Origin of the sequence: Nostoc sp. KVJ3 (assembly GCF_026127265.1) — a bacterium.
GTDB lineage: Bacteria > Cyanobacteriota > Cyanobacteriia > Cyanobacteriales > Nostocaceae > Nostoc.
The window spans coordinates 2774191-2787756 of the sequence record NZ_WWFG01000001.1; the positions used below are offsets into that span (position 1 = coordinate 2774191).

A 13566-nucleotide genomic window follows, 5' to 3' on the forward strand; every position below is an offset into this window, starting at 1 on the left:
ACTCTAACTCAGATAAAACCTCTGTTCCAGGCAATCTTACCATACACTTAGACACCAGGTTAAGACGCATAGAATTAGCGGCTAGACAAGGCTTAGTCTAAGAAAAAATTGCGGGTTTGAAACCCTGCGGAGGTAGATTTTGTTTGTGTAGATCGGGTTTAGAACTACCCTTTTAACCTGACGTTGACACCAAGGGTCTATTGTAGACCAGCGCAAATCGTCGGTGAAAAAGCTGTGTTTTGCTTCAACGAAGGAAGTAACGTTCTACACTATGCGGAAGAGTTAGATGTCACCATTTGCTAAGAGATAAAAGATACCCAGCCCAAACTTTTCAATCTACTTTGGTCGAGGATTGATTCTTTAATTGCTATTTTCTAAAGAATACCTCTATCTATTCAGGAGATGATAATTTATTGCCGTCTAAATCGCTTCTATGTCAACATCAAAGCCATCTCTGGCTTATTCAATGGTGATTTTCTACTGATGGTTTACGGTTGATTTACCGCCAAAGTTGAGATATATATACTACTAATTGCTGTACATTTTGAAACTGCACTCAGAGATAGGCGATAACTAGGCCGGGCTACGCGGACGCTCTACAAACTATAAGTTTTTATACTATACTTACAAAAATGCTACAGTTGTGCTTAGTTTTATTAGTTACCATTCATGGTGAGTCGTTTTTAACTAGTGTCAGTTCATAAACTGTCACTCACTAGATCCCTGGTTTTCTTGCAAAAGGGATATTCTTAGTTAGTGCAAGGAGTGATACCATTTCACCACATGTTTGTCACAAGTTATCCCCGCAATACCCCCTTATCGGGGGGTGTTGCAGATTTCAAATGTTGCATCAAACGAGTGAGTTGGTATAAGCTTTTACGAAGAAGCGCTTGAGTGAGCAAAACCTCAAGCGCTTTTTCGTGTATAAATAAAATATTCCAATTCTCTGGATGATAAGACAGATGTTTCTAAATACACATATACCAGAGAATAAGTAGGCGATCGCTGTGGTTCAAGAACTAATACAACATTTTATTAATTCGTAGCGAATTCTCCGTCTGCCTCTGCGTTTAAGTTTAAAATTTAACCCTCAATTGCCACAATTTTACGCAAAGGCAAGTTATTTTAGAAATTAAACCGCATCCATCTTGAAAACTGTAGTTCTCAATATGAAAAGAAAAAACCCTCATCCCCCAGCCCCTTCTCCCAAATTTGGGAGAAGGGGAGCCGGAAAGAAGTCCCTCTCCCAAGATAGGCTACGGTGTACACACAAGTACTATCTAAAAGGGTTTCAGGCGTTATAGACCCCTTAAATTGTCATTACGAGCGCAGTGATAACGGAGCGAAGTAATCACACAATCCCGTGAGTTTTTGCGATTGCTTCGTCGTTCCTCCTAGCTGCTCCCAGGCTGACAGAGCGATCGCACAATCCTATTGCTAGATGACGAAACCAAGTACTAGGGGGAATTTTAAGACTTGTGTGTACACCGTAGCCCAAGATGGGAGAGGGATTTAGGGTGAGGGCAAAAACTACGGTTCTCAATATAGATGAGGTTTAAAACTTAGGATAGTCTGATGCGTGACAAAACTCCAGCTTTCAAGATGGACGAGGTTTAGTACGTCACGGCGGAAATAAGCCACTCATTTAAAATCGCTAGACATCCTACAAAATTAGCGTTCTTTCTTTTTACTTTTGCCTTTTTACTTTCGCCTTGTTGTACTAGCTCTCTCCCCTTTATCTTAGCTAACTACAAAATTCACCAACTTTCCAGGCACGACAATTACCTTTTTAATCTCTTTACCATCAATGTAACGCTGGGCAATTTCTGATTCACGGGCGTATTTCTCCAACGCTGCTTTATCAGCTTGTGCTGGTACTTGAATCGCCCCACGAGTTTTACCCATAACTTGAATCACTAAAGTGATTTCATCAGCTATCAAAGCAGCAGGGTCAAATGCTGGCCAAGTTTGAGTGTGAACGGAATCATTTTCACCCAACAAATGCCACAATTCATCAGCAATGTGTGGTGCAAAGGGTGCTAGCAATACTACTAAAGTCCGAATACCTTCTGCGTAAATTGGTGAATTTTTCCCATCGGCATCAGTTAAGGCATTACTCAACTTCATCAATTCGGAAATAGCTGTGTTGAATTGATATTCGTCTTCTACGTCTTCTGTCACTGCTTGAATAGCCGTGTGAATCGCCCGCCGCAATTCCTTTTCTGCCTTAGTTAAATCAGAGAGTTGGGCTTGTTTACGGGATACCCCAGCCGCAATATAATCCGTCACCAAACGCCAAACCCGATTTAGAAAGCGGAATTGTCCTTCCACATCGGCTTCATCCCATTCCAGGTCTTTTTCTGGCGGCGCTTTAAACAAGATGAACATCCGCGCTGTATCTACACCGTATTTGGCAATGACATCTTCTGGTGCGACACCGTTGCCCTTAGACTTAGACATGGTGGCATAGAGACGTTGCAAAGGTTCGCCTGTCTGAGGATCGCGGGGGTCAGCTGAATTTACCAGATTAGAAGGAATCCATTTATCTTTGCCGCCTTTATTGGGATTTAGGTAAGTTAAACCCTGTACCATCCCTTGAGTTAACAGGCGTTGGAAGGGTTCATCAAAGTTTAGTAACCCTCTATCCCGCAGAACCTTAGTAAAGAATCGGGAATACAACAAATGTAAAATCGCGTGTTCAATTCCACCCACATACTGATTGACTGGCATCCAGTCATTCACTTTACTGGAATCGAAAACCTGTTGTTCATTCTTAGCGTCAGGGAAGCGCAAGAAATACCACGAAGAATCAATAAAAGTATCCATCGTGTCAGTTTCTCGCTTCGCTGGAGTGCTACAAGTTGGACAAGGCACATTTACCCAGCTTTCTAACTGAGTTAAAGGTGAACCACCACGTCCAGTAAATTCCACCTCTTCCGGCAACTGGACTGGTAAATCTTTGTCAGGCACTGGAACTATCCCACAGTTGGGACAGTGAATTACAGGTATCGGTGCGCCCCAGTAACGCTGCCGCGAAATCAACCAATCCCGCAAGCGATATTGCACCCGTACTTTACCAAAACTTTGTTGTTCGGCGTATTCAACGATCGCTTGTTTAGCATCTGTGGAAGTCATACCAGTAAAAGCCCCAGAATTAATTAAAATTCCTGGTTCAGTGTATGCCTCGTTATAATCAATCTGGATGAGTTGTGTTACTTCATCATCAATCTCTGATGTTGGAGTTAAGTCAAAACCTGCAACATCGCCTGGTGAAGCGATGACAAAATCAATTGGCAAATCGTAATTTTTCGCAAACTTAAAATCCCGGACATCATGTGCTGGTACACCCATCACTGCCCCAGTACCATACTCATACAGTACATAGTCAGCAATCCAAATCGGCACTTCTTCCCCTGTAAATGGGTTAATTGCCTTGCCACCTGTGGGGATACCCCGCTTCGGTTTGTCTTCAGAGGTACGTTCCAACTCACTTTGATTGGCAACTTCTTTAATAAAAGCTTCTACTGACCCAAGTTGTTCTTTTGTGGTGACACGCTTTGTTAAGGGATGTTCTGGTGCTAACACCAGGTAGCTGACACCATAAACAGTATCTGGGCGGGTGGTGTACACGCCAATTTTTTCATCTATACCAACGATGGGAAATTCTAGGTAAGCGCCTGTAGATTTACCAATCCAGTTTGTCTGCATTGATTTGACGCGTTCCGGCCAACCTGTCAATTTATCTAAGTCATTAAGTAATTCTTCGGCATAGTCGGTAATCTTAAAAAACCACTGCCGCAGCAATTTGCGCTCAACTATTGCACCACTGCGCCAAGAACGCCCTTCGTTATCAACTTGCTCGTTTGCTAATACAGTTTGATCAATAGGATCCCAGTTTACTGCTGCTTCTTTTTGGTAAGCTAACCCGGCTTGCAAAAACTGCAAGAAAATCCATTGCGTCCACTTGTAATAATCTGGCGAACAAGTAGCAAGTTCACATTCCCAGTCGATGGATAAACCAAGACGCTGCAATTGTTGCCGCATCTGGGCCATATTTTGATAAGTCCACTTTGCTGGCGGCACACCACGGTCGATAGCGGCGTTTTCTGCCGGCAAGCCAAAGGCATCCCAACCCATTGGGTGGATTACCCGATACCCTTGCATTCGCTTGAGGCGGGCAATCACATCGGTAATTGTATAATTACGGACGTGACCCATGTGTAGGCTGCCCGATGGATAAGGGAACATGGATAAAGCGTAAAATTTTGGCTTGTTGCCAGATGTAGGTGTCTTATCTAAGCCAAGTTCTATCCATGTTTTTTGCCATTTTTCCTCAATTGCTGCTGGGTTGTATCGGGAATCCACCAAAAATTCTCCTACTGGGTCTGTCTAGGTTAACATAGCAGATCAACCTATATTGTAGGTCAACTACTCACAGATTTATATATTGATGTCTGGGTCAGACCAAATACTACTTAGAGGAACTTCAAAACCTTCTCCGAACGGAGACGCTTCGCGAATACAGACTGGAGTCTCGACTAAAATGAGAATTTGAGAAAAAATTTGAAGATTATTAATTTTTAATCATAAAAGCACTTTCAACTGTAGAGTAGCGATGCCTACAGAGGCAAGCTACGCACCCCAGTACACCACATCATAAGTGCGATCGCGCTGGGGATTTAGATAGTTCATTTGAACTACCAATTTATGCAGTTTAAATGCTGATTATGCCGAAACTGCAAGTATTTCAGGTATAGCGAGAGTCATTTAGTGAAGGCTTAGATGGTTGAATCAAATATAAATTTTTCTGATTTGGTGCGGGTTTTTGTCTACGGCACACTCAAACCAGGTGAAGCTAATTATCAAAAATACTGTGCTGATAAAGTAATAGATTTTGTACAAGGAAAATTGTTTGCTCTGCCAATGGGCTACCCAGGGATGACGCTAGGCGATAGCCAAATTCAAGGGTATTTACTATCTTTTGCGAACCCAAAAATTTTAAATGAGCTAGATGTGCTGGAAAATTACCAGCCCAATAGACAGCCACCAGAAAACCTCTATAATCGACAAATTATCGAGGTTTATGAGCAAAAGTCGCTCTCTCTGGGTTGGGCTTGGGTTTATTTAATGACTCTAGAGCAAGTTGACCAATTCCAGGGCTTCCTTCAACCTGATGGCTGGTGGAGTGGCTGTGGTTTAACTGCAAAGTAGAGTTATGAACTTATGAATTATCAACTTGGCGATTAATTTATGTCCTGTTTAGAGTCGTGTCGTTGCGGCTGTACCGGATAGATTAGATTTTCTGGAGAAGCTACCGCTGCTTTCGGAATTTCAATTACCGGGTTATTTAGTCCCACCATCAGAGGGGAAGGTGGAATTATGGACGCTGAGGACGTTTGTATCGGTTGCTTTTGTGGTCGTTGCGCCAGTTGCGGCAGACTTGAACCACCAGGCACTAAGCTAGATACTGCACCGATTACACAAGCGGCAACGGCTGCACCTCCAGCCATCCAGTTGAAACGGGAACGGCGGCGCAAACGTGTTAATACTTGCTGAACTATTACTTCTGGTGACTCTTGGGTTGTGGGTATTGGAAGAGTCCGCAAGCCTTGGCGCAGCTTTAATAGTCGGGCATACAAGCATTGAACCGAGGCATCATTTGCCAGCCATTCTTCTACTTGCTTGCGTTCGGAGGCTGTGACTTCACCATCGAGATAAGCACTCAACAACTCGAAGCGATCGCGCTTCACCATATCTGTAAGACCTGTTGATTCATTGGTATGCTTGGCCATTCCATCTGACAAATCTTGAGTAAGTTGCAAAGGAGAACGGTCGGAAAACTGAGAATCAGTAGTCATCTTAACATTATTACCAATTCATTCACTGGTAAACTGGGTGGAAATTTTGGGGAAATTAGCCAATTTTCCTCATTCTTCTGGTAATTCTTAATCAATGCTTAAATTCTGCCATTAGGCAGAGGCAATATATTGTAAATTAGGAGTCTAGATAATTCTGCAAGTGAGCTTGCAACCTCGATCTCGCTCTGGCTATTCTTGACTTGACAGTTCCTAAAGAAACTCCAGTGATTTCGGCAATTTCTTCATAAGCCATGCCCTCGATTTCTCTCAGGATAATGGTAGTACGAAAGACTTCTGGTAAATCCGCGATCGCTTCGCGCAATTGCTCGTAAAATTCTCTAGTTGTCAGTTCTTCTTCAGGCCCGGGGGTATCACCAGCAATTTCCCAATCCATCTCGCCGTCCTCTACCGAGCGGGGAGCATCCAGTGACAAAGGACTAACAACCCGCTTGCGTTTTCGCAACTCGTCGTAAAACAAGTTGGTGGCAATGCGGCTTAACCAGCCCCGAAATTTCGCAGGTTCTTGTAATCGGTTAATATTCCGATACACTCGAATCCAAACTTCTTGAGCTAAATCGGCTCTGTCAGCCCAATCTGGAGCTAGGTGGTATAGAACTCGATCGACTTGACTTTGATAGCGGCGTAATAGTTCTGAAAAGGCAACACGATCTGGTCGCAGTCCCGCTTGACAGCGCAAAATTAAATCGTGGTTAGGGAGTTTGTCAACTTGCACTGATGCTTCTGGATACTTTGCATCAACCGTTGACCAGGATACAGTAATCGACTGACTCATAGATCGTACTGGCTCTAAATCATCCCTATCTATTAGACCTGTTAATGGAACAGAAGTTCCATACTAAGGTGACGGATTTATGACTGGAACACGGAGACAGACAATTTTGGATACATTTATGGCAATAAGGAGAGCCACTTTTCCTTATACTGCTTGCATAGTTGCCTATGACTCATCAACTCACAAAGGCGTAATTATATGCACATTTTAGTACTTTTAGCAACTGGGTATATACGCTTGATAAAAATAATTAAATTTGGTTATTAAGGATGAAGATAAAATTTTTGTAAGAGTGTTCCAAAAATAAATGATCCAAAACCCGTCAATTGGGCATTTTTTTACTTGGAGTACTCTAATTCTAACTTCTTGATACCTTTAAAATTCAGGTAATAATTTTTGGGAGTTGGGTTGCTGTGGTTACTATAATGGTGATTTATTTTTTTGATTTTGTTACCAGAATAGTTGCTGATTGTTGTAGTTGTGAACCATAGATAGCACCAGAGTTATGTTGTTCTGGGACGCGAACTTGAAAAAATAAATTAAGGGAAAATGTAATTGTGACTGCTAGCAATAGTTTTTCAAACATGGTTTTTCTCCCACCTACACCACTAATCATTGATTGCTACATTGCAAAAGTTCCATCAGAAAATCCCAGTATTGGCTTACAACCCCTAGAACGTTGGAGAAATGAGGTCGGTCACTTGGAGTTTTGCTGCTGGGGCAATTTATATAGTCTTAGTTTGCCCAGAGGTGTTGGCAGATTTATAGCGGAAATGATAAGTATTGATAAATTTTTGATAAGCGGATGATGAACGCATCCAATTGGTCGGCTGGATATGTCAGGGATAAACAATAGGCGATGGCAATGGCAAGAAACGAATCTTTAGGGCGGATGGTAATGTTGCTTTGTTTTGGCACAGCATTTTTATCTTTAGCTGTCCATTGGCGCATTACTACGGCACAACGGCAATCTGAGAAGTCTGCATCTACTTTGATGCGGCGAGATTCTACCCTAAGCAATTCCAAGGGAAGTCACTCGGAGGGAGTCTATAAGAATCTTTCTCAAGTGAATTTAGGAGAAATTGCGCTGGGTGCATCTGTGCCACCTGGTGAAGTTGCCCAAGGCTCAACTGTCCAGAGGGCGGTTACACCAAAGTCCTCTGCTATTAAGCCTGCAACTAAGTCGAAAATAATTAAGAAAAATGTCGCGAAAGTAGCTGATAGAAGCAGAATAGTTCGGAAGACACTTCCACTCAGGTCTTCGGCAATTAAGCCTCAAACTCAGCCCCAAATCATTAATAAAAATGTAGTTAAAGTAACCGAACTACCAACTAAGACGCGGCTGGTGGCGCAAGTAGAAAGCCAAAATCCAGTTGCAGATAGTTGGCCAAAAGGTTTATGGTCTCAAGCTTCAGCCCAACAAATACCATCTAATAGAGTAGCAGATGCTAAAACGCAAGTGGTGGTTGATTTAGGCGATCGCCGCACCTACGTATATGTAGGAGATGAAGTGATAGCCAGCTACCCAATCGCTGTTGGTAAGAAAGGTTGGGAAACGCCTACAGGTTCTTTCCAGGTGATCCATATGCGACACTATCCGATTTGGCGTCACCCAATTACGGGCAAAGTATTTCAAGCTGGTACGGATAGCCCTTTGGGAGACAGATGGATTGGTTTTTGGTCAGATGGACGGAATGAAATTGGCTTTCATGGCACGCCGGATATCGATCTAGTAGGAACAGCTGTATCCCACGGCTGCTTAAGAATGCGTAATTCTGATGTCAGAATGCTTTATGAGCAAGTGAGTATAGGGACAACGGTTTTAGTGCGTAATTGAATTAAGCGGAATGGGGAATGGGAGGACAAGGGGAGAATTATTCATTATTCAACAAGTTTCTCCCTTGTCTCCCCCCTGTCTCTTATCGATGCCCAATTCCCAATGCCCAATTCCCAATGCCCTTAAAATTATAATTTTTGCTCAAAATTAGGTGCGTATGTCTGGAGTAAAGCACTAACTTGGCGTACAACCTCGTTGCCAGTGTTTTTGCCTAAAGCTTGCCGTTCTGGGAAGAAATCGGGTCGATCTAGGTAACGGTTAATCGCTTCGCTTACTTGCTGAGAAATTAAGTCTTGCAGTTGTGCCACAGCAGTTTGACGCTGGAAGGTAGCACCTTCTTCTGTAGTAGCATAAAGGGGTGGCAGCCGATTGAGAGCGTAGGCAGCAATATCCCCAACATCTAGAGAACTTTCGCTGGTAGCTTCAATTTCTGCGACTCGAGCGATCGCTTCGGTCAATACCAATTCTTCCATGACGTTAATGAATTGTTTCCGAGGTACCGCCACTACCTCACCAGTCAATAGCGCTCCCATGAGCCGATCCAGCGCCATATACTCTTCAATAGAGAGTTCCGAGGCGTTGTCACAGATTCTACCGACTTCTGCTTCCATTGCTGGTGTCAAATAACCATCTTGGAGAGCTTGTTCTACAATTTTTTCGATACTCATAACGCTTATCATTATTTATGTTTGCCAAGCAAGGTAGTGACGGTATCAATCCAATTTGTTTTGCCTAATTCTCAGCAAAAAAAACACTAACTATACACAGACGCGATCAATCCTGCCTCTACTAGTTAACAGCCTTAGTTTGCCAAGGTGTTGGATCTACAGATTGGCCGTTGACATACAGACCCCAGTGCAAATGTGGCCCTGTGGCAGCACCTGTTGAACCTACTGCGCCAATTACTTGACCAGCTTTCACAAAATCACCTTCTTTAACGTTAATCCGACTTAGGTGCATGAAAATACTGGTTACTCCTTGACCGTGGTCAATGCCAACGACGTTACCGTGTATCCGAAACCCTTGGGATACTCTACCTACCAAAGCAACTCGTCCAGAGGCTGGGGCAATCACGGGTGAACCGGCAGCACCAGCATAGTCAAGACCACGATGATAGTAGTCCTTTGCAAATGTACCATTATAGTAGCGACGTACACCATAGTTTGTACTCATCCGCCCTGCATTTGGCTTCAGAAATACTCCATTCCAATACTTTTCTGGTGTTTGTAGTGCCTTGAAAGCCGCCACGCGCTTAAGTTCATACTCTGTAGCATCCACTCCGGCTTTGCCAGGTGGCAAAGTAATGCGTTGTACGGGGAATTTGCGATTAAGTACGTTCACTGCCAAGTTTTGTACTTGACCATCCCCTGCAATCCGAAGTGTTCTAGTTCCAGCTTTTTCTAGTGGAGTTGTGGGAACAAAAGCCCGATACTGATTAGGAGCAGTTTCAAAGGCTGGATATGTATTATTACCACTCACCACTGTTGGATTTGTACCATTCTCAGGATTATCTAGATTAATCTCTACCGAGAGTGTATCCCCTAATTTAGGATTAGTAGGAATCACCTTTACTTGTAAAGCATCTACAGGTAGTGTCAAGGTGAGAGGGAGAACGGCAAATATTCCCTTCAACACATTTATTGTCCGGCGATTGGCTGTCAAAGTTTTGACATCAAAACCGAGCAATTTCTTGTTTGAACTACTAGCATTATTCTCAATAATCATAGAGCTATAAAAATCCCTTGCTTGTGTTGGAAAATAGACTAGCTTATTTCTAGTAGTGTTTCCTGTGGAAGTCGATGTTATTGAAAACCACCAGGGACTTATGGTCAGCACAGGGGAAGAGGTTAGGAGATAAGAGAGAATGATTTGTAGGTGTAATTTCGTGAATTGGTACTAACTTTAATTGTCAATTATCTGAAAGTTTAACTAGATTGATGGCAAAGAGGTTTTTATGGATGACTAGCCATAGGTATCATTTGTTGAGCAACAAAAAAAACTGTTGGGATTATAGCCATTACATAATAATACTTGAAGAAAATCTTAGAATCAACTGGACACTTGTTCAACTGGATACTCATCCTACACTGTTAGATGGAATTTGGTGTACGTAAATCACGCAAACCAAGTATGCAGTATCTGAATAATACAAACTAGACTATAGCAATCCGATTTGATTTATGAAATTATTTGCGTAGGTGGGGAGTGGTGAGTAGGGAAGAAGCCTTTTTAAATTGCACTGAGTTTTTTAAAAAATCAAATATGAGTCCTATAGCTTAATCAACTTATGGTTGGTTATACTACACAATGTTTAGCTTGAAACTCTTGAAGCCTCACGTCTTACCGCAAAGTGGAAGCGTGAGATGAATTGCGCGTGAGTTGACGACAGTCCTCCGACCAATGCTGAAAGCGAGGGAGGAGGACATGGAGGAAACGAACAAAATATTTGTGAGATACGTATTCTTTGATATAATTATTTTGGTTGACTTCACCCCTATTGGTGTCTGATAAGCCTCTGTCCAGTAGCATTACGATTATTGGTAAGCGACTCCGTTGCACAGCATAAAAGCAAGTAGGCACATCTTGATTAATACAAATCACCTCCGGGTTTGTCCTATAGCGCAAATAAGCCAGCATCTCATCCAGGATTGTAAAATTTGTAGGGTACAAGGTAAGAAATTTACAGTCTGCGGTAGGGCATTCCGTGGACTTAAAACAAAGCTCATCGCCTCCGAAGCAATAGCTGGATTGGATGAGAAGCCTACACTGTATGCAAGCATACAGTGTAGGAGTATGTCACTAAACTAAATATCTATCCCGGATTTCTCACAAAGGTTTAAACGAGTAGCCCAAAACGCTTATGCCACTTAGACTAGAGATAAAATACCCCGTTCACATACTGCTGTGATTCATGCAGTGTCTAAAACGCTCAAAATCTGAGCCTGATAAAGGTTTGGTCATAGCGATCGCAGGGCTTGTGAGAAATGCGGGCTATTAATATGTTCAAGGCTTCCTAACCCGGCGGAGGCATTGAGCAAAACAGATACAATTGATTGCATAAAAGTTATGGCGCTCATAGTTCAGAAATACGGTGGTACATCTGTCGGTTCGGTAGAACGCATTCAAGCTGTTGCAGGGCGTGTTTATAAAACTGTCAAAGCTGGAAACTCGCTTGTAGTAGTAGTTTCGGCAATGGGAAAAACCACCGATGGACTCGTCAAACTCGCTAATGAAATTTCTCCCAATCCTAACCGCCGGGAAATGGATATGTTGCTTTCCACTGGTGAACAAGTAACGATCGCTTTACTGAGCATGGCTTTGCAGGAACTCGGACAGCCCGCAATCTCAATGACTGGCGCTCAGGTAGGAATTGTTACCGAAGCAGAACACAGCCGCGCTCGGATTTTGCATATAGAAACTACTCGCCTCAGTCGCCACATTAATGCGGGTAAAGTAGTTGTTGTAGCAGGATTCCAAGGGACATCTAACGCCGGGGAAATGGAAATCACAACATTGGGGCGCGGTGGTTCTGATACCTCGGCGGTGGCGATCGCTGCCGCATTAGGAGCAAATTTTTGTGAAATTTATACAGATGTTCCAGGGATTCTAACTACAGACCCCCGCTTAGTTGCCCAAGCCCAATTGATGGATGCCATTACCTGCAACGAAATGTTGGAACTAGCCAGCTTGGGTGCAAAAGTGTTGCATCCCCGCGCTGTGGAAATTGCTCGGAACTATGGTGTTCCCCTTGTAGTCAGGTCTAGCTGGACAGATGAGCCAGGTACTTGGGTGACATCAGCCCAACCCCAAGGGCGATCGCTAATCAATCTCGAAATTGCCCGTCCGGTGGATGCTGTCGAATTTGACACTGACCAAGCAAAGGTCGCTTTGTTGCGCGTACCCGATAAACCAGGCGTAGCAGCAAGGTTATTCGGTGAAATTTCCCGGCAAAAAGTAGACGTAGATTTGATTATTCAGTCAATTCATGAAGGTAACAGTAATGACATTGCTTTTACTGTGACAACACCAATATTAAAACGAGCAGAAGCAGTAGCCGCAGCGATCGCCCCTGCACTGAGAAATCCATCTAACCCCAAATCTGACGAAGCCGAGGTAATGATAGAACATAACATTGCCAAAGTCAGCATTGTAGGTGCAGGAATGATTGGCCGTCCTGGTGTGGCTGCAAAAATGTTTGCCACCCTAGCTGAGGCTGGTGTGAATATTCAAATGATTTCCACCAGCGAAGTGAAAGTAAGTTGCGTAGTCGATGCCGCAGAATGCGATCGCGCCGTTATAGCACTCCGCACCGCCTTTGAAATAGAGGGAGGGGAGCAGGGAGCAGGGGGAGCAGGGGAAGTAGGGGGAGTAGGGGGAGTAGGGGGAGACAAATTAATTCTCTTATCTCCCTCATCTCCCTCATCTCCCTCATCCCCCTCATCCCCCTCATCCCCCCATCACCCTCCCGTTCGCGGTGTTGCTTTAGACTTGAATCAAGCACGTCTTGCTATTCGCCAATTACCAGATCGGCCAGGGATGGCGGCAAAGTTGTTTGGACTATTAGCGCAGCATAATATTAGCGTTGACATGATTATCCAATCTCAGCGCTGTCGGGTGATTAATGGTGTTCCCAGGCGAGATATTGCCTTTACAGTCTCGCGGATAGACGGGGAAAATGCCAAAAAAATGCTTACCCAAGTAGCAGCAGATTTAGGATGGGGGGAAGTTGTTTTAGATAATGCGATCGCGAAAGTAAGTATTGTCGGTGCAGGGATGGTGGGACAACCAGGTGTTGCGGCAAAAATGTTTGAAGCGCTAGCCCAACACCAAATTAATATTCAAATGATTGCCACCTCAGAAATTAAAATTAGTTGTGTTGTGGCACAAGAGCAAGGTGTTAAAGCTTTGCAAGCTATTCATAGTGCTTTTGGACTGGCTGGTAGTGAGAAAGTTGTTGTACCAGCGTAGAAATGAATTTTAACAATTCGTAATTTGTAATTACGTTATGGATAGGGAGAAGAGCGACAAATGCAGTCTTCTCCCAAGTTAATTTTCAACCTGCCGCTCATCTTCTAAGT

10 protein-coding genes are annotated in these 13566 nt (G+C 43.4%); 3 read left to right on the plus strand and 7 right to left on the minus strand.

All coding sequences use genetic code 11. The features are described from left to right. Positions 1-1351 precede the first annotated feature (1351 nt). Positions 1352-1543, minus strand: coding sequence for a hypothetical protein (locus tag GTQ43_RS10820; protein WP_265272607.1), 192 nt, complete (start codon positions 1541-1543; stop codon positions 1352-1354). A 197-nt stretch (positions 1544-1740) separates the two neighbouring features. Further along, positions 1741-4365: a leucine--tRNA ligase gene (gene leuS, locus GTQ43_RS10825; RefSeq protein ID WP_265272608.1), complete on the minus strand. Its 2625-nt coding sequence runs from the start codon at positions 4363-4365 to the stop codon at positions 1741-1743. Between the two features lie 417 nt (positions 4366-4782). On the opposite strand from leuS, the gene GTQ43_RS10830 reads away from it, so the two are divergent. Beyond that, positions 4783-5211 (plus strand): gamma-glutamylcyclotransferase, encoded by a 429-nt coding sequence (locus GTQ43_RS10830; protein WP_265272609.1) that lies wholly within the window; start codon positions 4783-4785, stop codon positions 5209-5211. Positions 5212-5243: 32 nt separating this feature from the next. On the opposite strand, the gene GTQ43_RS10835 is transcribed toward GTQ43_RS10830, so the two are convergent. The 3 genes from GTQ43_RS10835 to GTQ43_RS10845 form a co-directional block, all read right to left on the minus strand. Then, positions 5244-5858 carry an anti-sigma factor family protein gene (locus GTQ43_RS10835; protein WP_265272610.1) on the minus strand — a complete coding sequence of 205 codons (615 nt, stop codon included), beginning with the start codon at positions 5856-5858 and terminating at the stop codon, positions 5244-5246. Positions 5859-5994: 136 nt separating this feature from the next. Then, positions 5995-6651, minus strand: a complete 657-nt coding sequence (locus tag GTQ43_RS10840; protein WP_265272611.1) for a sigma-70 family RNA polymerase sigma factor — start codon at positions 6649-6651, stop codon at positions 5995-5997. A 433-nt stretch (positions 6652-7084) separates the two neighbouring features. Further along, on the minus strand, positions 7085-7237 hold the full coding sequence (locus GTQ43_RS10845; protein WP_265272612.1) for a hypothetical protein: 153 nt from the start codon (positions 7235-7237) through the stop codon (positions 7085-7087). A gap of 279 nt (positions 7238-7516) precedes the next feature. Between GTQ43_RS10845 and GTQ43_RS10850 the strand changes: the two genes are divergently transcribed. Then, complete coding sequence (locus GTQ43_RS10850) at positions 7517-8488, plus strand: L,D-transpeptidase (protein WP_414859097.1); 972 nt, start codon at positions 7517-7519, stop codon at positions 8486-8488. Between the two features lie 128 nt (positions 8489-8616). On the opposite strand, the gene GTQ43_RS10855 is transcribed toward GTQ43_RS10850, so the two are convergent. Both GTQ43_RS10855 and GTQ43_RS10860 read right to left on the minus strand, forming a co-directional pair. Beyond that, a complete protein-coding gene (locus GTQ43_RS10855; protein ID WP_265272614.1) occupies positions 8617-9156 on the minus strand; it encodes a late competence development ComFB family protein in 540 nt (179 codons plus the stop codon). Between the two features lie 121 nt (positions 9157-9277). After that, entirely contained in the window at positions 9278-10213 is a 936-nt protein-coding gene (locus GTQ43_RS10860; protein ID WP_265272615.1) for a M23 family metallopeptidase, read from the minus strand. Positions 10214-11554: 1341 nt separating this feature from the next. Between GTQ43_RS10860 and GTQ43_RS10865 the strand changes: the two genes are divergently transcribed. Continuing rightward, positions 11555-13456, plus strand: coding sequence for an aspartate kinase (locus GTQ43_RS10865; RefSeq protein WP_265272616.1), 1902 nt, complete (start codon positions 11555-11557; stop codon positions 13454-13456). Positions 13457-13566 lie beyond the last annotated feature (110 nt).